Source organism: Paracoccus angustae (assembly GCF_042648745.1).
GTDB lineage: Bacteria > Pseudomonadota > Alphaproteobacteria > Rhodobacterales > Rhodobacteraceae > Paracoccus > Paracoccus angustae.
In genome coordinates this window covers 296,112-317,113 of record NZ_JBHRXY010000002.1, presented here as the reverse complement: position 1 = coordinate 317,113, position 21,002 = coordinate 296,112, and the positions used below count along the sequence as shown (strand labels likewise).

Here is a 21,002-nt window from a genome sequence, read left to right as displayed (position 1 = left end):
CCTCTTGTTTCGCCGGGACCAATATGGCCCGGCCGGATTGTTCGGGACAGCCGCCTGCGCGGCAATCCGGCGTTCGGTTCTTGCGAACGCCCCTGTCCCGGCTATGGTGCCGCGATGGACTGGTCGATCAGCGACATTCAGACATTCCTGGCGGTGCTGGACGCGGGCAGCATTTCCGCGGCCGCGGCGCGGGCCGACCTGTCGAAATCGGTGGTCAGCAAGCGGATCAGCGATTTCGAGGCCGCGCTTGGCGTGGCGCTGTTTGTCCGCCATGCAGGCCGGATCGCGCCCACCGACAGCGCGCTGGCCTTGGCCGACCGCCTGCGCCCCGCCTTGGCCGAACTGATCGCGGCGACCGAAAGCGTCGGCGCCGAGGCCGAACTGCGCGGCCGTCTGGCCATCGCCGCCCCGATGAGCTTCGGCATCCGCCACCTGGGTCCCGTGATCGCCGGTTTCGCCCGCGCCCATCCGGGGCTGGAGATCGTGCTGGATTACGACGACCAGCTGGCCGACCTGGGACGGGCGGGCTTTGACGTGGGCCTGCGCATCGGCGAGCTGAAGGACAGCAGCCTGATGGCCCGCAGGGTCTGCGAGGATCCCCGCGTCCTGGTGGCCAGCCCCGATTACCTGGCGGTGCATGGCGCCGTCGCGGCGCCCGCCGACCTGGCCGGGCACCGCGCCATCGGCTATCTGAATGCGCGGATGGGCGATCTGTGGCCCTTTGCCGATGTGACGCCGTTGCCGCTGGGGCGGATCACCGCCAACAACGGCGACGCGATCCGCGACATGGCGGTGGGCGGGTTGGGGCTGGCGCTGTTGCCGATGTTCATCGTCCACGACGCCTTGCGCGACGGGCGGCTGGTGCGGCTGCTGCCCCATCTGCCGCAGCGGCCGCTGCCCGTCAGCGTGGTCTGGCCGCCGGTCCGGCCGATGCCGCGCAAGACGCGCGCCTTTGTCGACCATGTGGCCCGGGCCTTTTCCGGGGCGCCGCCCTGGCTGGCGGGGGTGTGAGGGTGGCAAGGCCGGGGGTTTCACACCCCCGGACCCCCGTGGGATATTTGCAGTCCAAAGCAGGAGCCTGACAGATGCTGGTTGATCCGAATGCGCCTTTCTTCCGGCACCTGTGGGTGCGGGTGCTGTGCGTGGCCGTGCCCCTGGCCTGGGCGGGGGTCGAGCTTTACACCGGCAGCCCCTTCTGGGCGGTCTTGTCGGGGGCTGCCGGGATTTACCTGGCTTACGAGCTGTTCGTCCGGCGCAGGCCGGATTGACCTAGGCCGACAGCCCGACCGCACGGTCGAGCCAGGCAAAGCCGTTGGGCGGCAGATCCAGCGCCCGGCCCGACAGCGTGGCGCGCGACGGTCCGACCAGGGCCGCGTCCTCGGCCAGGGTCAGGGCCGCGGGCGCGGCGGACAGGTTGAAGACGCAGGTCAGCGCCTGCCCCTCGGCGCCCCGGTAAAAGGCCAGGATCGGTTCCGGCAGGTCCAGAAACGAGGTCTGGCCCACCCGCAGCGGCATCTGCGCCTTGCGGAAGGCGATGGTCGCGCGATAGGCCGACAGCACGCTGTCGTTGTCGGCCGCCTGGCCCGCCGCATGGCGCGCCGCCTGGGGCCGCTTGACCGGCAGCCAGGGCCTTGCGGTCGAAAAGCCCGCGTTTTCGCTGTTGTCCCAGACCATCGGCGTGCGGCAGCCGTCGCGGCCCTTGATCTCGGGCCAGAAGCGCAGGGCCGGGGGGTCGGTCAGTTCTTCGTAGAGCAGTTCGGTCTCGGTCTGGCCCAGTTCCTCGCCCTGATAAAGGCAGATGGTGCCGGGAAAGGACAAGAGCATCGCCGCCGCCTGCCGGGCCAGGGCTTCGGGCGATTCCGCATGGGGCAGCCAGCGGGTGACATGGCGGAACACGTCGTGGTTGGAAAAGGACCAGCAGGCATGGCTGTCGGGCGCTTTCTGGTGGACGCCCTCGATCGTGTGGCGGAAATGGCGGGCGGTGAACTGGTGGCTCAGCATCTCGAAGCTGTAGCACATGTGCAGGCGGTCGGTGCCGGCGGTGTATTCGGCCATGATGCGGATCGAGGTGTCGCCGCTTTCGCCGACCTCTCCGACCATCATGCGGGCGTCGTATCGGTCGGTCAGCCTGCGCATCCGCTTCAGAAAGGCGATGTTTTCCGGCCGGTTCTTGGAATAAACGTGGCGCTGCATGTTGTAGGTGTCGGGCGCGGCGTTGTCGGGGTTGGGCGGGTTGTCGCGCAGCCTTGCGTCATGGAAATAGAAGTTCACCGTGTCCAGCCGGAAGCCGTCCACGCCCCGGTCCAGCCAAAAGCGCATCGTGTCCAGCAGGGCGTCCTGCACCTCTCGGTTCCACAGGTTCAGGTCGGGCTGCTCGATCAGGAAGTTGTGGAGGTAATACTGGCGCCGCCGCGGCTCCCATTCCCAGGCCGGGCCGCCGAAAACCGAGGGCCAGTTGTTGGGCGGCGTGCCGTCGGGGTTGGGATCGGCCCAGACATACCAGTCGGCCCGGTCGTTGTCGCGGCTGGCGCGGCTTTGCGCGAACCAGGGATGGCGGTCGCTGGAATGGCTGAGCACCTGGTCGATGATCACCTTGAGGCCCAGGGCGTGGGCGCGCGCCACCATGGCGTCGAAATCGGCCAGCGTGCCGAACAGCGGATCGATGTCGCAATAGTCGCTGACATCATAGCCCATGTCCTTCATGGGCGAGGTGAAGATCGGCGACAGCCAGATCGCATCCACGCCCAGCGAAGCCACATGGTCCAGCCGCCGGGTGATGCCGGGCAGGTCGCCGATGCCGTCGCCATTGCTGTCCTGAAAGCTGCGGGGATAGATCTGGTAAATCACCGCGTCGCGCCACCATTCCGTCATTCGGCTCTCCTGTCGGGTTGTTCTGGGGCGGATTGAACACGATGGAGGCCGCAACAGAAAGGCGGTTTCGGCGTCACGAACGGATTGCCCTGCACCGCAGGCGGGTTAGAGTGGGGAAATGGGACAAGTGCCTGACCTGTCACGGCTGACGCATGACGACATCGCCGCCCTGGCCGGCGGGCGCTGCGACCGCCCGTTCGATCTGCTTGGCCCGCATGAAGGCTGGCTGACCGTTTACCACCCCGGCATCGCCGCACTGAGCGCCCTTGCGGATGCGGGCGAGATGCCGCTGGAGCGCGTCTCGGGCGACCTGTTCCAGGGACGGGTGAGCGGTCCCTATCGGCTGAAGGCGCGGTCGGGCGACGGGGTCGAACAGGTCTTCGACGACCCTTATCGTTTCGGTCCCGTTCTGGGCGAGATCGACCTGCACCTGCTGGGCGAGGGCACGCATCGCCGCTTGTGGCGGGCCCTTGGCGCGCATGTGATGGCGCATGAAGGCGTGGCGGGCACGCATTTCGCGGTCTGGGCGCCCAATGCCCGGCGCGTGTCGGTGGTGGGACCGTTCAACGCCTGGGACGGGCGGCGCCATCCGATGCGCCGGGCGGGCGGCAGCGGCATCTGGGAAATCTTCCTGCCGGGCGTGGCCGAGGGCGCGCTTTACAAATACGAGATCCTGGGCGCGGACGGCGGGCTGCTGATGAAGGCCGATCCGGTGGGGTTCGGCAGCCAGCATCCGCCCGAAAAGGCCAGCGTGGTGCGCGACATTTCCGGTTACGGCTGGAAGGACGCCCCCTGGATGGCGCGCCGCGCCGCCGCCCAGGACCGCGCCGCGCCGATCAGCATCTACGAGGTGCATCTGGGTTCCTGGCGCCGTCGCCTGGATCAGGGCGGGCGGCCCCTGTCCTACAGGGAACTGGCGCGCGATCTGGTGGCCTATGCCGTGGACATGGGGTTCACCCATCTGGAACTGCTGCCGGTCAGCGAGTTTCCCTTTGACGGTTCCTGGGGATACCAGCCGGTGGGCCTTTACGCGCCCACCATCCGCTTTGGCCCGCCGCACGAATTTCGCGATCTGGTGGATGCCGCGCACCAGGCGGGCCTGGGCGTGCTGCTGGACTGGGTTCCCGGCCATTTCCCGTCCGACGCGCATGGCCTGGCGCGCTTTGACGGGACGGCGCTTTACGAACATGCCGATCCGCGCGAAGGGTTCCACCAGGACTGGAACACGCTGATCTACAACCACGGCCGGACCGAGGTCCGCAACTATCTGATCGCCAACGCGCTCTACTGGCTGGAGGAATACCACATCGACGGGCTGCGCGTGGATGCGGTGGCCTCCATGCTGTATCGCGACTATTCCCGGCCCGAAGGGCAATGGATCCCCAACCGCCACGGCGGCCGGGAAAACCTGGAAGCCATCGACTTCCTGCGCGACATGAACGCGGCCGCCTATCGCGGCAGCCCCGGCGTCATGACCGCGGCCGAGGAAAGCACCTCGTTTCCGAAAGTGTCGGCCCCGGTGGATGCGGGCGGCCTGGGCTTCGGCTTCAAGTGGAACATGGGCTGGATGAACGACACCCTGCGCTACATGAGCCGCGACCCGGTGCATCGCAAGCACCACCACGACCTGATGACCTTCGGTCTGATGTATGCATTCAGCGAAAACTTCATCCTGCCGATCAGCCACGATGAGGTCGTGCACGGCAAGGGGTCGATGCTGCGCAAGATGCCCGGGGACGAATGGCGGCAATTCGCGAACCTGCGCGCCTTTTACGGCTTCATGTGGGGCCATCCGGGCAAGAAGCTCTTGTTCATGGGCTGCGACTGGGGCCAGCCCGAGGAATGGAACCACAATGGCGAATTGAACTGGTCCGCCGCAAGCCAGCCCCGCCACCAGGGCGTGCAGGCGCTGGTGCGCGACCTGAACCGGCTGTATCGCGCGACCCCCGCGCTTTACCGCAAGGATGCCGAGCCCGAGGGCTTCCAGTGGATCGCCACCGATCCCGCGCAATCGACATTCGCCTGGATCCGGCGGGGCAATGCGGACGATCCGCCGGTTGTCGTTCTTTGCAACTTCACGCCCGTCCCGCGCCCCGGCTTTTGCATCGGCGTGCCGCAGGCGGGCCCCTGGCGCGAGGCGATCAACACCGATGCGCAGGTTTACGGCGGCAGCGGGATGGGCAATCTGGGCGGGGTGAGGGCCGAGGAAAGGCCCCGGGACGGTCAGCCCGCCTCGGCGGCGGTGACGCTGCCGCCCTTGTCGACGGTGATCCTTGTGGCAGGCAACGGTGTTGAAGGGGAGGATGTTTAATGAGCGAACTGAGATTGACCCGCCGCGCGATGGCCTTTGTTCTGGCCGGGGGACGCGGCAGCCGATTGAAGGAACTGACCGACCGCCGGGTCAAACCGGCGGTTTATTTCGGCGGCAAGACCCGCATCATCGACTTCGCGCTGTCGAACGCGATGAATTCGGGGATCCGCAAGATCGCCGTCGCCACGCAATACAAGGCCCACAGCCTGATCCGGCATGTGCAGCGCGGCTGGGACTTCTTTCGCGCCGAACGCAACGAATTCATGGACATCCTGCCCGCCAGCCAGCGCTATGACGAATCCATGTGGTATCGCGGCACGGCCGATGCGGTGGCCCAGAACATCGACATCGTGGACAGCTATGACGTGGATTACATCGTCATCCTGGCGGGCGACCACATCTACAAGATGGATTACGAGATCATGCTGCGCGAGCATTGCGAAAGCCGCGCGGACGTGACGGTCGGCTGCCTGACCGTGCCCCGGATGGACGCCGTGGCCTTCGGCGTCATGGCGGTGGACGAGACCGGGCGCATCACGTCCTTCCTGGAAAAGCCCGCCGATCCGCCGGGAATGCCCGACGATCCCGACAGCGCGCTGGCGTCCATGGGGATCTATGTCTTCAGCTGGCCCTTTCTGCGCGACCTTCTGATCCGCGACGCCGAGGATCCGAATTCCAGCCACGATTTCGGCCATGACCTGATCCCTGCCATTGTCAGGAACGGCAAGGCCATGGCGCACCGCTTCGACGTGTCCTGCGTGCGCGATCCCGGCGCGCCCGCATACTGGAAGGACGTGGGCACGGTGGACGCCTTCTGGAAGGCCAACATCGACCTGACCGATTTCACGCCCGAGCTGAACCTTTGGGACAAGGACTGGCCGATCTGGACCTATTCCGAGGCGACGCCGCCCGCCAAGTTCATCCATGACGAACGGGACCGGCGCGGGATCGCCATATCCTCGATGGTGTCGGGGGGCTGCATCATCTCGGGGACGGAAATCCGCAACTCGCTGCTGTTCACTCAGGTCCATACCAACAGCTATGCCCAACTGGACCATGTCGTCGCGCTGCCCTATGTCACGGTGAACCGGAGGGCGCGTCTGACGCGCGCGGTGATCGACCGGGGCGTGGTCATCCCCGACGGCCTGGTTGTCGGAGAGGATCACGCCGAGGACGCCCGGTGGTTCCGTGTCAGCGAAGGAGGCATCACCCTGATCACCCAGGACATGCTGGACCGGCGGGCGGCAAGCCTGTGATGCGGGTTCTGTCGATCGCCTCGGAATGCGCGCCCTTGGTCAAGACGGGCGGACTGGCCGACGTGGCGGGCGCCTTGCCCGCCGCCTTGCGGGCCGAGGGGGTCTGGATGCGGACCCTGCTGCCCGGCTATCCCGCCGTGATGGCCGCGTTGCAGGACGTGTCCGAGGTTTATTATTTCCACGACCTGTTCGGCGCGCCCGCGCGGCTGATGGCGGGGCAGGCGGCGGGTCTCGATCTGCTGGCGATCGACGCGCCCCATCTGTTCGCCCGCCCGGGCAACCCCTACCTGGACGCGGACGGGCGCGACTGGCCCGACAACCCCGAACGCTTTGCCGCCCTGTCCTGGGTCGGCGCGCATGTGGGCGTCCATGGCGCGCTTGGCTGGCATCCCCAGGTGCTGCACGGCCACGACTGGCAGGCGGGCCTTGTTACCGAATACCTGCGCCAGATGGGCGGCGGCCCCGCCACGGTGCTGACCATCCACAACATCGCCTTTACCGGATCCACCGACCCCGGCCGGATCGGATCGCTGCGCCTGGATCCCTGGCGCTTCCACATGGAGGGCTATGAATTCTACGGCGGCATCTCGGCGCTGAAGGCCGGGCTGATGGGCGCGGACGCGCTGACCACCGTGTCGCCTACCTATGCCGCCGAACTGATGACGCCCGAATACGGCATGGGCCTGGACGGGGTGATGCGGCACCGGCGCGAATCGCTGACCGGCATCCTGAACGGCATCGACACGGATGCCTGGAACCCCGCCACCGATCCCGCGATCCGGCCTTACCGCGACGGAAACGGCAAGGCCGCGAACACCGCCGCCCTGCGGGCCGAGATGGGCCTGCCGGACGCGGACGGTCCGCTCTGCGTGATCGTGTCCCGGATGAGCCACCAGAAGGGCCTGGATCTGGTGCCCGAGGCCTTGCCCGCGCTGCTGGAGCATGGCGGGCAGCTGGCCGTGCTGGGGTCGGGCGACCCGGCGCTGGAACACGCCTTCCGCAGCCTGGGCGACCGGAACCCCCAGGTCGCCGTCCGCATCGGCTATGACGAGGCGCTGTCGCACCGGATGATCGCCGGGGGAGACGCGATCCTGGTGCCCTCGCGGTTCGAGCCCTGCGGGCTGACGCAGATGTACGGGCTGCGCTATGGCACGGTGCCGGTCGTGGCGCTGACCGGGGGGCTGGCCGATACGGTGATCAACGCATCTCCCGCCGCGCTGGCGCGGGGGGTGGCGACGGGGCTGCAATTCTCGCCCGTGACGGCGGGGGCGCTTGGATTCGCGCTGGCCCGGCTGTGCCAGCTTTACCGGGACCGGGACACCTGGTCCCGGCTGGTGGCGAACGGGATGGACCAGCCGGTCGGCTGGGACCAGTCGGCACGGGCCTATGCCGCGCTATACGCCCGGCTGACGGCGGCCCGATGAACCACGCGGTCACGGCGGGCCATCCTTTCCCGCTTGGCGCGTCCTTTGACGGGGGCGGGGTCAACTTCGCCATCTTCTCGCGGCACGCGGAGCAGGTCGTGCTGTGCCTGTTCGACGGCGAGAACCGGGAAACCCGCATCCCCCTGCCCGAGCGCGAAGGGCACATCTGGCACGGCCATGTCGCCGGGCTGGCGCCGGGGCAGCATTATGGATACCGCATCCGCGGGCCTTATCGTCCGAAGGACGGGCATCGCTTCAACCCCAACAAGCTGCTGATCGACCCTTACGCCAAGCAGTTGACCGGCCCCCCGCGCATCCATGACGCGCTGTTCGGATACCGGGCGGGCCATCCCGACGCCGACCTGTCCTTCGACCGCCGCGACAGCGCCCCCCACATGCCGCGCTGCGTGGTGGTGGACCCGGCCTTCAGCTGGGGCGAGGACCGCCCCCTGCGCAGGCCCCTGACGGAAACCGTCATCTACGAGGCGCATGTGAAAGGTCTGACCATGCTGCACCCCGGGGTGCAGCGTCCCGGCACCTATCTGGCCCTGGCCTCGGATCCGATCCTGGACCACCTGACCGCCCTGGGCGTCACGGCCGTCGAGCTGCTGCCCGTTCATGCCTTTGCCGACAGCCGCTTTCTGACCGACCGGGGGCTGACCAACTACTGGGGCTACATGTCCTGCGGTTTCTTCGCGCCCGAACCGCGCTACATGCAGGCGGGCGACATCGCCGAGTTCCAGCAGATGGTCGCCCGCCTTCACGGGGCCGGGATCGAGGTGATCCTGGACGTGGTCTACAACCACACCGCCGAGGGGGACGAGCTTGGCCCGACCCTGTCCTTGCGCGGCATCGACAACGCCGCCTATTACCGGCTTATGGCCGACCGGCGCTTTTACGCCAACGATGCGGGAACCGGCAATGTCCTGGATCTCGACAACCCCTTCGCGCTGCGGCTGGTGATGGATTCGCTGCGCTACTGGGTCGAGGCGATGCATATTGACGGCTTCCGCTTCGACCTGTGTTCCGTTCTGGGCCGCACGCGCGGGGTCTTCGACCCTGACGGGCCGTTCTTCCGCGCGGTGCGCCAGGATCCGGTCCTGAACCGCGTCAAGCTGATCGCCGAGCCGTGGGATCTGGGCGAGGAGGGCTACCGGCTGGGCGCCTATCCCGCGCCCTTTTGCGAATGGAACGACCGCTTCCGCGATGGGGTGCGGGCCTTCTGGCGCGGCGATGGCGGCCAGATCGGCACCTTGGCCAAGCGCATCGCGGGTTCGGCGGCGCGCTTCGACCATGACGGGCGGGCGGCCACGTCGTCGGTGAACTTCGTCGCCGCCCATGACGGCTTCACGCTGATGGACACCGTCAGCTATGCCCGCAAGCACAACGAGGCCAATGGCGAGGAAAACCGCGACGGCCACGGCCACAACCTGTCCGACAACATGGGCGCCGAAGGTCCGGCCGACGACCCCGCCATCCGCGCCCGCCGCGCCCGCCGCCGCCGCAACCTGTTCGCCACCCTGATGCTGAGCCAGGGCACCCCCATGATCCTGGGCGGGGACGAGCTGGGCAATTCGCAGGGGGGCAACAACAACGCCTATTGCCAGGACAACCCCACGGGATGGGTGGACTGGGACGGGGCGGATCCCGGCTTTCTGGATTTCTGCCGCCAGGCGATCGCCTTTCGAAAGGCCCATCCCATCCTGCGCCAGCGCCGCTTCCTGCACAGCCAGCCGCGCGAGCAGGACGGGCTGCCCGACCTGTTCTGGCGCCGCGCCGACGGCCGGCCGATGACGCTGGCCGACTGGTCCGATCCCGACGCGCGGCTGCTGGCGGCGGAACTGCGCATGGCCTCGGGGACGCCCGCCTATGCCGCGCTGCCCGGCGCGGTCTTTCTGGTCTTCAACAACGGTCCCCAGACCGTCGTGCGCCTGCCCGACCCCCCGCAGGACGGCCATTGGCGCAGGCGGCTGGACAGCGCGCGGGACCGGCCGCCCGACGACCCTGCAAACCCGGCCGAGACGATCGCCGCGCAAAGCGTGGCGGCCTTTGTCCTGTGCGGGCCTGCGGCGGATGCCTGAAATCGCGGCGTTCGGCCCGGGCAGGCCATCCGATGCGCAGGCAGCCGCAGGACGCAGCGGCAGGGCGTCAGGCCGGGGCTTTTCAACCGCACCGAAAGCTGGCAACAAAAGTTAGCCCGGCGGTGGAAAACGCCCGGGCGCCATCGTCAGAACGTCCCCGTTTCCCGCCCCTTGCGAGGCTTGATGTTGAAAACTCCTCCGACGGCATTGGCCTTGCGCGACCAGATCCTCCACCACCTGACCCACAGCCAGGGGCGCGGGGCCGAATTCGCCACCACCTTCGACTGGCGGCTTGCCGTCAGCTACACCGTGCGCGACCTGATCGCGGGAACCTGGGTCAATGCCTTTCGCGCCGCCCGCGACCAGGGGGCCAAGCGGGTCTGCTATCTGTCGATGGAATTCCTGATCGGGCGCATCCTGGACGACGCGATCATCAACCTGCGGCTGGAAAAGCCCATGGACGAGGCGCTGCGGATGCTGGGCCTCGACCGGCAGGAAATCCTGGACAACGAACCCGACGCCGCGCTTGGCAATGGCGGTTTGGGGCGGCTGGCGGCCTGCTTCATGGAATCGCTGTCGTCGCTGCAATGCCCCGCCTTCGGCTATGGCATCCGCTACGAACACGGGCTGTTCCGCCAGCGGTTCGAGGGCGGCCAGCAGGTCGAGACGCCCGAGGACTGGCTGAACCAGCCCCATCCCTGGGAGTTCGTGAAGCTCGACTACAGCTACACGGTGGGCTTCAAGGGGCATGTCGAGAAGGTCGATGGCCGGGCCGTCTGGCATCCCGGCGAAAGCGTGATCGCGCGCGCCTATGACACGCCGGTGATCGGCTGGGGCGGCGGCTGGGCCAACACCCTGCGCCTGTGGGGGGCGCATCCGACGACGCTTCTGGATCTGCACCGCTTCAACGCGGGCGATCACACGGCGGCCGCGGAACCCGAGGCCCTGGCGCGGACGCTTTCGCGCGTGCTTTACCCCGACGACACGACGGATGCGGGCAAGGAGCTGCGGCTGAAGCAGGAATACTTCCTGACCTCGGCATCCTTGCAGGACATCCTGCGGCGCTTCCTTCAGGAACATGGCGATCTCCGGCTGCTGCCCGACAAGGTGGCGATGCAGCTGAACGACACCCATCCCGCGATCGCCGGGCCGGAGCTGATCCGCCTGCTGACGGACGACCACGGCCTGCCCTTCGAGCAGGCGCACGAGCTGGCGCAGCGCACGCTGAACTATACCAACCACACCCTGATGCCCGAGGCGCTGGAGCGGTGGTCCACCTGGCTGATGGGCGGCGTGCTGCCGCGCCACATGCAGATCATCCAGATGATCGACGACCACCACCGCGCGACCACCAACCGGCCTTCCCATGTGGGCATCTTGCAGCAGGATCAGGTGCGGATGGGCGATCTGGCCTTTATCATGGCGGGCAAGGTGAACGGCGTCTCGGCGCTGCATACCGAACTGGTCAAGGACACGGTTTTCGCCGACCTGCACAGGCTGCATCCCGGCCGGATCGTGAACCAGACCAACGGCGTCACTCCGCGCCGCTGGCTGCGCATGGCCAATCCGGGCCTGGCCCAGCTTCTGGACGACACCATCGGCGAAGGCTGGACCGCCGACCTGGACCAGCTGCGCGCCCTTGAGCCCCATGCCGGGGACGCGGGCTTCCGCGAGGCGCTTGGCCAGGTCAAGCGCGCCAACAAGGTCTGGCTGTCGAACGGCGTCTTGGCGAACCTGGGCATCAAGGCCGACCCGGACGCGATCTTCGACATCCAGGTCAAGCGCATCCACGAATACAAGCGCCAGCTTCTGAACATCCTGGAAGCCATCGCCCTGTGGAAGCGGATCCACGACGATCCCAACGGCGACTGGACGCCGCGCGTCAAGATCTTCGGCGGCAAGGCCGCGCCCGCCTATTGGCTCGCGAAATCGGTGATCCACCTGATCAACGACGTGGCCGCGACGATCAACAACGATCCGGTCACGTCGCGCTTTCTGCAAATCGCCTATCCGCCGAACTACAACGTCTCGATGGCCGAGGATCTGATTCCCGCCGCGGATCTTTCCGAGCAGATCAGCACCGCCGGAAAAGAGGCGTCCGGCACCGGCAACATGAAATTCACCCTGAACGGCGCGCTGACGGTCGGCACCCTGGACGGCGCCAACGTGGAAATCCGCGAACTGGTGGGGTCCGAGAACTTCTTCCTGTTCGGCCTGACGGCCGAGGAAGCCGCCCGCGAGGCAGCCACCCCCGGCCATGCCCGCGCGGCCATCGAGAAAAGCGGGGATCTGCGGGCGGCGCTGCACCTGATCGCCGAAGGGCGCTTCGGCCGGGCCGACAGCTATTACACGCTGCTGGACCGAACCTGGAACGACGATCCCTTTCTGGTCGCCAGCGATTTCGACGACTATTTCGCCACGCAGCGGCGGGTGGACGCCGCTTATCGCGACAGCGCGTCCTGGGACCGGATGGCGGCGCTCAACATCGCGCGGGCGGGCTTCTTTTCGTCGGACCGGACGATCCGGGGATACATGACCGACATCTGGAACGTGCGGCCGGTGGCGATCTAGGGGCGTCCAGGCACGGACGGGACCAGGAAACGCGCGGGCTTCCCCCGCCGCCGGAGGAGGGGGCGAGGGGCGCCGGGAAAAAAGGTCCGGCGGACGCTTTTTCGGCGGCGAACGGGCGAAGCGCCCCGGAAGGCGGGCGCCGGTCCGGCCCCCGAGGCCCCGCCCGGTGCGGGCGGCGGCGGGCGAAGGCGGCGGCCCGCGCCGGTCAGCCGGGCCCTAGTCCACCCCCATCCGCCGCCGCACGCGGTTCTCCAATCCCTGGAAACCGTGGTGGATCAGCACCGCCAGAATGCCCACGACCAGCCCGCCTTGCAGCACAAAGGCGGTGTTGGACGACAGCAGCCCGGCGATGATCACCTCGCCCAGGGTGCGGGCCGCCACGGTCGAGCCGATGGTCGCGGTTCCCAGCGAGATCACCGCCGTCAGCCGCATCCCCGCCAGCAGCAGGGGCAGGGCCAGCGGCAGGTCGATCTGCCGCAGCCGCTGGCCCGGGGTCAGGCCCATGCCGCGCGCGGCCTCGGTCACGTGCGGCGGCTGGCCGGTCAGCCCGGCCATCGCGTTCTCGAACACCGGCAGCAACCCGTACAGGAACAGCGCCACCAGCGTCGGTCCGGTCCCGAAGCCCATCAGCGGCACGGCCAGCGCCAGCACCGCGACCGGCGGAAAGGTCTGCCCTATGGCCGTGACGGTGCGGGCCAGGGGCAGGAACTCGCGCCCCGCGCGCCGCGTCACCAGCACCGCCAGCACCAGCCCGACAACGGTCGAACCCGCCACCGCCGCGGCCACGATGGCCAGGTGCGACAGGGTCAGCGACAGAAGGCTGGTCTGCGCGTAGATCGCCGGGGCGCCGTTGCGGGTGAAGGGCTGGAACAGCGGGGCAAAGCTGGCGGGCGCGATCAGAAAGGCCAGCAGGAACGCAGCCGCCCCGGCCAGCAGGATGCGGCCGGTCATGGGCGCCGCGCCTGCGCGCGCAGGGCCTCGAGCGTGACCATGCCGCCGCCTTCGACGGGCAGGGCGGCCCGGCCGCTCCACAGGCATTCGGCCAGGGCGTCGCGCAGGCTGGCGTCGGGGGGAATGGGGGCGCCCTCGGCATCGCCCGGAACCGCGACATCGCCGACCGGGATCAGCGACAGCAGCCGCAGCGCCCGGTCGGCGGTGCCGATCAGTTCGGCCACAAAGGGCGTCGCCGGGTCGGTCAGGATGCGGGCGGGCCTTTCGTCCTGCAACAGCTTGCCGCCCTCCATCACGGCGATCCGGTCGCCCAGGGCCACGGCCTCGGCCATGTCGTGCGTGACCAGGATCAGCGTGGTGCCAAGCCGGCGCTGGATGGTCTTCAGGTCGGCCTGCGCCTTGGCCCGGATCAGCGGGTCCAGCGCGCCGAAGGGTTCGTCCATCAGCAGAAGGTCGGGCCTTGCGGCAAGCGCCCGCGCCACCCCCACGCGCTGCGCCTGGCCCCCCGACAACTGGTGGGGCATCCGGTCGCGGAAGGCCGCCGGGTCCAGCTGGAACAGGTCCAGCAGCTCGTCCACGCGGGCGTCGATCTGCGCGCGGGGCCAGCCCAGCAGGCGCGGCACGGTGGCGATGTTCTGCGCCACCGTGCGGTGCGGGAACAGCCCATGGCCCTGGATGGCATAGCCGATCCGGCGGCGCAGCAGATGCGCGGGCAGGGTGGCGGTGTCCACGCCCTCGATCAGAACGCGGCCCGCCGAAGGCTCGACCAGGCGGTTGATCATCCGCAGCAGCGTGGTCTTGCCCGACCCCGAGGTGCCGACCAGAACCAGAAGCTGGCCCTTGTCCACAGTCAGGCTGACATCGTCCACCACGGCCGTGGGCCCGTAAAGGCGGGTCAGGTTCTGGATGCTGATCATGCGGCGCCCCTGCGCGCCCCCTGAACCAGCAGGTCCAGCGCGATGCCCGCGACCAGGGCCAGCGCGATGGTGGGCAGCGCGCCCAGCAGCACCAGGTCCATGGCCGTCTGGTTCAGCCCCTGAAAGACGAAGGTGCCGAAGCCGCCGCCGCCGATCAGCCCCGCGATCACGGCAAGCCCGATGTTCTGGACCAGCACGATCCGCACGGCCGCCAGCAGCACCGGCAGCGCCAGCGGGATCAGCACCTGGACCAGAAGCTGCGCGCGGGTCATGCCGAGGCCGAGGGCCGCGTCGCGCGTGGCGGCGGGCACGCCCGACAGCCCCGCCAGCGTGTTCGACACGACCGGCAGCAGGGAATACAGAAACAGCGCCACCAGGGCCGGAAAGACGCCGATGCCCGACACGCCCATCTGCGCCGCGCCCGGCAGGGTCGCGGCGATCCAGCCAAAGATCGGGATCATGATCCCGAACAGCGCCAGCGAGGGGATGGTTTGCAGGATGTTCAGCACTCCCAGCACCGGCCCGCGCAGGCGCGGCGCCTGAAAGATCGCGATCCCCGCCGGAATCCCGACCAGCAGCGCCAGCCCCAGCGATCCGAAGGCCAGCGCCAGATGGGCCTGCGCCTCGCGTTCGAACAGGTCGCGCCGGGTGGCGTATTCACGCATCACCGAAACCCCGTCCAGCGCGCCCGAAGCCAGGATCGCCGCCGCGAGCGCCACCGCGCCCGCCAGCATCAGCCAACGCCCCGCCAGCCCGGGGCGCAGCCGGTTCACCCCATCGGCCCCCATCAGCCCGAAAGCCAGCAGCAGCAGCCAGAACCCCCCAGAGGGCGAGACGCGGGCCAGCATGTTGCCCTGGGGCACAAGATGCGCCGCCGCCGCGCCAAGCGACAGCGTGGCCGCGACCAATCCCCCGACCGCCGCCGCCAGCCGCAGCGCGGCGGGCCAGCCGGACCAGCAGGCGGCGGCCAGAACGGCGCCAAGGGCCAGCATGGCCCCGATGCCTCCCGGCAAGGCGGCAAGCCCGACGCCGTCGCCCGGCACGATCCGGTTCGGCTTGAATTGCGCCAAGGGCAGGGCCAGCCCGGCCAGCCCGATCACGGCGAACAGAAGGGCCGGAGGCGACAGCCGCGCCACCGGATCAGTCCAGGAATCCCGCCTGCGTCAGGTAATCCCGGGCGACCGCCGCGGCGGGCTCTCCGCCGACCTGGATGCGGCCGTTCAGCGTTTGCAGCGTCTGCAAGGTCAGCGAGGCGAAGATCGGCTCCAGAACCTCGGCGATGCCGGGATGGGCCTCCAGCACGGATGCGCGGACGATGGGGGCGGGCTGATAGACGGGCTGGACGCCCTTGTCATCCTCCATCACCAGCAGGCCCGCCTCGGCGATCGCACCGTCGGTGCCATAGACCATCGCCGCGTTCACGCCCGAGGTTCCCTGCGCCGCCGCCGCGATGGTCGCCGCCGTGTCGCCGCCCGCAAGCTGAACCAGCTGATCGGGCGTCAGCGCGAAGCCATAGGTTTCCTGGAACGCGGGAAGGGCGGCGGGCGAGGTCACGAATTCGGTCGAGGCGGCAAGCTTCACCTCGCCCCCGCCTGCGATCCATTCGCCCATCTGGGTCATGGTGGTCAGCCCGTTCGGCTCGGCCACGTCCTGGCGCAGGGCGATGGCCCAGGTGTTGTTGGCGGGCGCGGGCGTCAGCCACACGATGTCGTTCTGCTGCTTGTCCAGTTCGGCCACCCGGGCATAGCCCTGGGCGGCGTCCTTCCAGACCGGGCTGTCGGCCTCGTTGAAGAAGAAGGCGCCGTTGGCGGTGTATTCGGGATAGATGTCGATCTGGCCCGCGGTGATCGCGTCGCGCATGATCGGCGTGCCGCCCAGTTGCAGGCGGTCCTGCACCGGCAGCCCCGCGTCGCGCAGCGCCAAAAGGATCATGTTGCCCAGAAGGCCGCCTTCGGTGTCGATCTTGGACGACACAACGATGTCCTGCGCGGCAAGCGGCGTCGCCGCCATCAGCAGGGTGGCAACCAGCGGGGCGAAACGGGACATGGGCAGAACTCCTGACAAGGGCGCATGGGCAAGACGCGCCGGCCCGGTCAGGGTTCCCTTAAATCCGCAAACGGTCAACCGCCAAAGGACCGGCCGCCCCCGGTCGTTCCGAACCCGCCGCGAGAGGCGGCGGTGGCGCGCGACATCGGCGGCTGCCCGACGGTTGCGGCGGGACGGGCGAACTGGCTGCTGTTCAGCGCCGCGCGGCCGGTGTTGCTGGAAAACGTGCTGGTCCGCGCCGCATTGGTATAGCCGCCCTGGGGCGTGCGGTACATCGGCTGGGACCGCGACAGCCCGCCCCCGCCCAGCATCGACCCGATCAGGTATCCCGCCAGCAGCGGCATGAAGATGCCGCCCGATCCGCCATTGGTCTGGCTTGCCTCGGATCCGCAATTGCCGACGCCGTGCTGTTCCTCGCAGACTTGCAGGCTGTCGTATCGGGGGGCGGATTCGACATGAAGCTGTTCGGCCTCGGCAAAAGACTGGCGGCATTCGTCGGCGGTGAACAGCGCGTTTTCATCGGCCGCAGCCAGGCAGGCGTTCAGGTCGGGAAAGGCTTGGGCGTCCACCTGTTCCTCGCGGCAGCCGGCGATGGCGAAGCTGGCGGCGCCCAGGATGGTCAGCGCGACGGTTCTGGAACGTTTCCTCATGGCATTCCCTCTTGGTCCGCAATGAAATGCGGCTTGAAGCGCGACAAGTCCTGCGTGATGCGGGACCGGTCCTCGCGCAGGCCCATGCCGACGCAGGCATCGCCGACGATCCAGGCGCCGACAACGGGCCGGAAGCCGTCGAAGTCGGGCAAGGGCGCATAGGCCTGAACGATGCGCGGATGGTCATTGTAATCGGTATTGGCCGAGGCTTCGGTCACATCGCCGTTTTCGACGATGCTGACGCCCGCGCCTTCGCGCGAAAAGATCGGCTTGACCACATGGCCGCGCTTGAACTGGTCGGCCACCTTGTCGAAGGCCGCGGCCACGGCAGGCGCCGGACGGCCCCCCGCCACCAGCGCATCGGCCACGTCGTCGGCGAAAAAGGCGGGCAGCAGGTTCGGATGGCCCGGAAACATCTGCCACAGCACTGCCAGGATGCCCTTGTTCGACACCAGCGCCTTCCAGGCCGGTTCAAGAAACAGGCAGCCCGACCCCCCGATGTGGCGCGCGTAATCGTCGCGCAGCAGATCCTCCCAGGGATAAAGCTTGAACAGCGTGCCGATCACCCGGTCCTCGGCATCGACGAACTGGCCCTTTTTGGTCACGCCCAGCTTGTCCAGATCGCAGTAATGCGCGCCCATCCCCGCCTCTCGCGCGGCCCAGGCCATGGCCTCGACGGTGGCGTAATCCTCGGGGTTGTTCGCCACGGCGGTGAAATGGATGTCGGTGTCGCGGTCGAACAGCGCGCGGAAACGTTCGACCAGGGCCTCGTGGATGCCGTTGAACTGGTCGGCCCCGCGCGGCAGCACGCCCGCCGCAAGCTGATCCTCAAGCCATTGCCACTGAAAGGCCGCGCTTTCGTAAAGCGATGTCGGCGTGTCCGCGTTGTATTCCAGCAGCTTTGCCGGACCCTTGCCGTCATAGGCCAGGTCCAGGCGGCCATAAATCTCGGGCTCGTTGCGCCGCCAGCTGTCGGCGATCAGGTCGCGGTGCTGCGCCGGGATGCCCAGCCGGTCCATCATGTCCTGGCTGGCCACGATCTCGGCCACGGCATCGCGGCACATGGCATGAAGGTCGGTCGAGGGATCCTCGATGTCGGTCTCGATCTGGCGCAGCGTGAACCGATAGGCCGAGGTCTCGTCCCAATAAGGCTCGCCATGCATGTCGGCGAAGGTGAAGCCCACCTCTTTCGCGGTCTCGCGCCAGTAGGGCCGTTCGGAAAGCGTGATCCTTTGCATGGTCCATCCTTATCTTGCGGCGTCAGGCCGGACCAGCCAAATCCTTGTCATCCCCCGTCCGCGTCCGGCGCCGCCGCGGAGCCGCCCTCCAGGTCGGCGATCAGCGCCTCCATTTCGGCGATCTCGCGCCGCTGCGTCTCGATGATCTGGTCGGCCAAGGCGCGGACGCGGAGATCGCTGATGTCGGCGCGCGTGCTGGTCAGGATGGCGATCGAATGATGCGGGATCATCGCCTTCATCCACGAGATCTGGTCCACGGTGGCCTGGCTGCGCACCATGAACAGCCCCAGTGCGAAAACCAGAACCGCGACCGCAAGCGCCGCGACGGACTTGCCCGCGCTTGGAAACATCGACCACATCGCGGCCAGCATCACCACTGCCATGCCGCCGCCCATGTAAAGAGCCATCCAGGCGCGGGTCTGGCTGAACCAGACATGATCCAGCGCATAGGTGTTGAGATACATCATCGCGAACATCACGACGGTTGAAACGGCAATGGTGCCGAAAAAGCGCAGATAGCTCATGGTGCGACCTCTTGTGGACTGTGGCCCAACAGGCGAGCCGTCGAAAGGTTTCACTTGCCGTCCGGCGCGCCGAGCGGTCCGGGCCGCCGTTCCTCGGACAGCATGACGTTGGCTTCGACCTGCCCCACGCCCGGCAGGGTCATGATCCGGCGGCGCAGGATGCGTTCGAAATCGCTGATGTCGCGGGCGGTGATGCGCAGGCGATAGTCGAACTGGCCCAGCACGTGCTGGACGGTCTGCACCTCGGGGATGGCGGTCACGGCGCGTTCGAAATCCTCCAGGCTGGTGCGGCCCTTGGCGGCCAGGCGGATGCCCAGGAAAACCGTCACCCCGAAGCCAAGCGCGGCATTGTCCACGATCACGCGCCGCCCGGCGAGGATCCCGCCGTCCGTCAGCCGCTTGATGCGGCGCCAGGCGGCGGGCTGGCCGATGCCGACGGCGCGGCCCACCTCGGCCGCGCTTCTGGTGGCATCGCCCGCCAGGATGCGCAGGATTGCCAGATCGGTCGCGTCCAGCCCGCTCACAACGGCAGCTCCCCGCTGTCCTTTATGGTGCTGACCAGCATCAGCGCGTCGCTGTCGGACACATGCGGCAGGGTCAGGATGCGGTCGCGATAGATCTGCTGCCAATGGGCCATGTCGCGCGCGATCACCGACAGGCGCAGATCGACGCTGCCCAGAAAGGTCTGGATCTCGGTCACCTCGGGCACCTGGCGGGCGGCGGCGATGAATCCGTCAAAGGCGCGAGGATCGGTCTTGTCCAGCGTGAAGCGCAGGCTGACCTGCACCTCGTATCCAAGCGCGCGCCAGTCGATGCGTCCCTGAACGGCGGCGATCACGCCGGTTTCGCGCAGCTTTTCAAGGCGGCGCCACAGGCTGGCCGGGGCCAGGCCCGCGCGTTCGGCAAGGACCGCGTTCGGCGCCTCGGGGTCGGCCAGCAGGTGGCGAAGAATGCGGAGATCGGCTGCGTCGGGCATGAACTTTTCATTAAAGGTGAAACGGCGGCATGTCCATCGCGGAAAATGCGGCTGCCGTGATAGAAATAGATGCCGGTTCAGCTCTTTTGCCGCTTAGAAAGCCCGCATCGGAGAGGAAAGGACCATTCCATGCGCGTTTACTATGACCGCGATTGCGACGTGAACCTGATCAAGGACAAAAAGGTCGCGATCCTGGGCTATGGGTCGCAAGGCCATGCCCATGCGCTGAACCTGCGCGATTCGGGCGCAAAGAACGTCGTTGTCGCCCTGCGCGAGGGCAGCCCCTCGGCCAAGAAGGCAGAAGGCGAGGGCCTGAAGGTGATGGGCATCGCCGAGGCCGCCGCCTGGGCCGACCTGATCATGTTCACCATGCCGGACGAGTTGCAGGCCGAAACCTACAAGAAATACGTTCACGACAACCTGCGCGAAGGCGCGGCGATCGCCTTTGCCCACGGCCTGAACGTGCATTTCGGCCTGATCGAGCCGAAGCCCGGCGTCGATGTCATCATGATGGCCCCCAAGGGTCCCGGCCACACCGTGCGCGGCGAATACACCAAGGGCGGCGGCGTGCCCTGCCTGGTGGCGGTCCACCAGGACGCGACCGGCAAGGCCATGGATCTGGGCCTGTCCTATTGCTCGGCCATCGGCGGCGGACGCTCGGGCATCATCGAGACGAACTTCCGCGAGGAATGCGAAACCGATCTGTTCGGCGAACAGGCGGTGCTGTGCGGCGGTCTGGTCGAACTGATCCGCCTGGGCTTCGAAACGCTGGTCGAGGCGGGCTACGAACCCGAGATGGCCTATTTCGAATGCCTGCACGAGGTGAAGCTGATCGTGGACCTGATCTATGAAGGCGGCATCGCCAACATGGACTACTCGATCTCGAACACGGCGGAATACGGCCAGTATGTCACCGGCCCGCGCATCCTGCCCTACGAGGAAACCAAGGCCCGCATGAAGGCGGTTCTGGCCGACATCCAGCAGGGCAAGTTCGTGCGCGACTTCATGATGGAGAACGCCGTAGGCCAGCCGACGCTGAAGGCATCGCGCCGCGCCAACGACGAACACCAGATCGAGAAGGTCGGCGCGAAGCTGCGCGAGATGATGCCCTGGATTTCCAAGGGCAAGATGGTCGATCGCGCGCGGAACTGATCCGTTCCGGGGGTTTCATACCCCCGGACCCCCG

General features: G+C 67.9%; 18 protein-coding genes. 8 read left to right on the top strand and 10 right to left on the bottom strand.

The features are described 5' to 3' along the window. The first annotated feature begins 114 nt into the window (after positions 1 to 114). Entirely contained in the window at positions 115 to 1,011 is an 897-nt protein-coding gene (locus ACFOM8_RS04610) for a LysR family transcriptional regulator (RefSeq protein ID WP_377759730.1), read from the top strand. Between the two features lie 74 nt (positions 1,012 to 1,085). Further along, on the top strand, positions 1,086 to 1,268 hold the full coding sequence (locus tag ACFOM8_RS04605; protein WP_377759729.1) for a hypothetical protein: 183 nt from the start codon (positions 1,086 to 1,088) through the stop codon (positions 1,266 to 1,268). A gap of 1 nt (position 1,269) precedes the next feature. On the opposite strand, the gene ACFOM8_RS04600 is transcribed toward ACFOM8_RS04605, so the two are convergent. Then, positions 1,270 to 2,871 carry an alpha-glucosidase family protein gene (locus ACFOM8_RS04600; RefSeq protein WP_377759727.1) on the bottom strand — a complete coding sequence of 534 codons (1,602 nt, stop codon included), beginning with the start codon at positions 2,869 to 2,871 and terminating at the stop codon, positions 1,270 to 1,272. A 118-nt stretch (positions 2,872 to 2,989) separates the two neighbouring features. Here ACFOM8_RS04600 and glgB point away from each other — a divergent pair, with 118 nt between their 5' ends. The 5 genes from glgB (at position 2,990) to ACFOM8_RS04575 (ending at position 12,514) form a co-directional block, all read left to right on the top strand. Then, the gene (gene glgB / locus ACFOM8_RS04595) at positions 2,990 to 5,182 is read left to right on the top strand and encodes a 1,4-alpha-glucan branching protein GlgB (RefSeq protein ID WP_377759725.1); all 2,193 of its coding nucleotides are present in this window, start codon (positions 2,990 to 2,992) and stop codon (positions 5,180 to 5,182) included. Next, positions 5,182 to 6,438: a glucose-1-phosphate adenylyltransferase gene (gene glgC, locus ACFOM8_RS04590; RefSeq protein WP_377759723.1), complete on the top strand. Its 1,257-nt coding sequence runs from the start codon at positions 5,182 to 5,184 to the stop codon at positions 6,436 to 6,438. Before glgB ends, glgC begins: the two co-directional genes overlap by 1 nt. Continuing rightward, complete coding sequence (gene glgA / locus ACFOM8_RS04585) at positions 6,438 to 7,862, top strand: glycogen synthase GlgA (protein WP_377759721.1); 1,425 nt, start codon at positions 6,438 to 6,440, stop codon at positions 7,860 to 7,862. The genes glgC and glgA overlap by 1 nt, the downstream gene beginning before the upstream one ends. Continuing rightward, on the top strand, positions 7,859 to 9,943 hold the full coding sequence (gene glgX, locus ACFOM8_RS04580; protein ID WP_377759719.1) for a glycogen debranching protein GlgX: 2,085 nt from the start codon (positions 7,859 to 7,861) through the stop codon (positions 9,941 to 9,943). The genes glgA and glgX overlap by 4 nt, the downstream gene beginning before the upstream one ends. A gap of 183 nt (positions 9,944 to 10,126) precedes the next feature. After that, on the top strand, positions 10,127 to 12,514 hold the full coding sequence (locus ACFOM8_RS04575) for a glycogen/starch/alpha-glucan phosphorylase (RefSeq protein WP_377759717.1): 2,388 nt from the start codon (positions 10,127 to 10,129) through the stop codon (positions 12,512 to 12,514). Positions 12,515 to 12,730: 216 nt separating this feature from the next. Here ACFOM8_RS04575 and ACFOM8_RS04570 read toward each other — a convergent pair whose 3' ends face one another. The 9 genes from ACFOM8_RS04570 to ACFOM8_RS04530 form a co-directional block, all read right to left on the bottom strand. Further along, positions 12,731 to 13,465 carry an ABC transporter permease gene (locus tag ACFOM8_RS04570; RefSeq protein WP_377759715.1) on the bottom strand — a complete coding sequence of 245 codons (735 nt, stop codon included), beginning with the start codon at positions 13,463 to 13,465 and terminating at the stop codon, positions 12,731 to 12,733. Further along, positions 13,462 to 14,382: an ABC transporter ATP-binding protein gene (locus ACFOM8_RS04565; protein ID WP_377759714.1), complete on the bottom strand. Its 921-nt coding sequence runs from the start codon at positions 14,380 to 14,382 to the stop codon at positions 13,462 to 13,464. The genes ACFOM8_RS04570 and ACFOM8_RS04565 overlap by 4 nt, the downstream gene beginning before the upstream one ends. Next, complete coding sequence (locus ACFOM8_RS04560; RefSeq protein WP_377759712.1) at positions 14,379 to 15,518, bottom strand: ABC transporter permease; 1,140 nt, start codon at positions 15,516 to 15,518, stop codon at positions 14,379 to 14,381. Before ACFOM8_RS04560 ends, ACFOM8_RS04565 begins: the two co-directional genes overlap by 4 nt. 4 nt (positions 15,519 to 15,522) lie before the next feature. Continuing rightward, positions 15,523 to 16,428 (bottom strand): glycine betaine ABC transporter substrate-binding protein OsmF, encoded by a 906-nt coding sequence (gene osmF / locus ACFOM8_RS04555; protein WP_377759710.1) that lies wholly within the window; start codon positions 16,426 to 16,428, stop codon positions 15,523 to 15,525. Between the two features lie 74 nt (positions 16,429 to 16,502). Continuing rightward, complete coding sequence (locus ACFOM8_RS04550) at positions 16,503 to 17,078, bottom strand: DUF1190 domain-containing protein (RefSeq protein ID WP_377759708.1); 576 nt, start codon at positions 17,076 to 17,078, stop codon at positions 16,503 to 16,505. Further along, complete coding sequence (locus ACFOM8_RS04545) at positions 17,075 to 18,316, bottom strand: glutathionylspermidine synthase family protein (RefSeq protein WP_377759706.1); 1,242 nt, start codon at positions 18,314 to 18,316, stop codon at positions 17,075 to 17,077. Before ACFOM8_RS04545 ends, ACFOM8_RS04550 begins: the two co-directional genes overlap by 4 nt. A gap of 47 nt (positions 18,317 to 18,363) precedes the next feature. Further along, the gene (locus ACFOM8_RS04540) at positions 18,364 to 18,840 is read right to left on the bottom strand and encodes a DUF305 domain-containing protein (RefSeq protein WP_377759705.1); all 477 of its coding nucleotides are present in this window, start codon (positions 18,838 to 18,840) and stop codon (positions 18,364 to 18,366) included. Positions 18,841 to 18,890: 50 nt separating this feature from the next. Then, positions 18,891 to 19,364 (bottom strand): Lrp/AsnC family transcriptional regulator, encoded by a 474-nt coding sequence (locus ACFOM8_RS04535; protein WP_377759703.1) that lies wholly within the window; start codon positions 19,362 to 19,364, stop codon positions 18,891 to 18,893. Next, positions 19,361 to 19,816, bottom strand: a complete 456-nt coding sequence (locus ACFOM8_RS04530) for an Lrp/AsnC family transcriptional regulator (protein WP_377759701.1) — start codon at positions 19,814 to 19,816, stop codon at positions 19,361 to 19,363. The genes ACFOM8_RS04535 and ACFOM8_RS04530 overlap by 4 nt, the downstream gene beginning before the upstream one ends. A gap of 129 nt (positions 19,817 to 19,945) precedes the next feature. On the opposite strand from ACFOM8_RS04530, the gene ilvC reads away from it, so the two are divergent. Continuing rightward, complete coding sequence (gene ilvC, locus ACFOM8_RS04525) at positions 19,946 to 20,968, top strand: ketol-acid reductoisomerase (RefSeq protein WP_377759699.1); 1,023 nt, start codon at positions 19,946 to 19,948, stop codon at positions 20,966 to 20,968. The last annotated feature ends 34 nt before the right edge of the window (positions 20,969 to 21,002 follow it).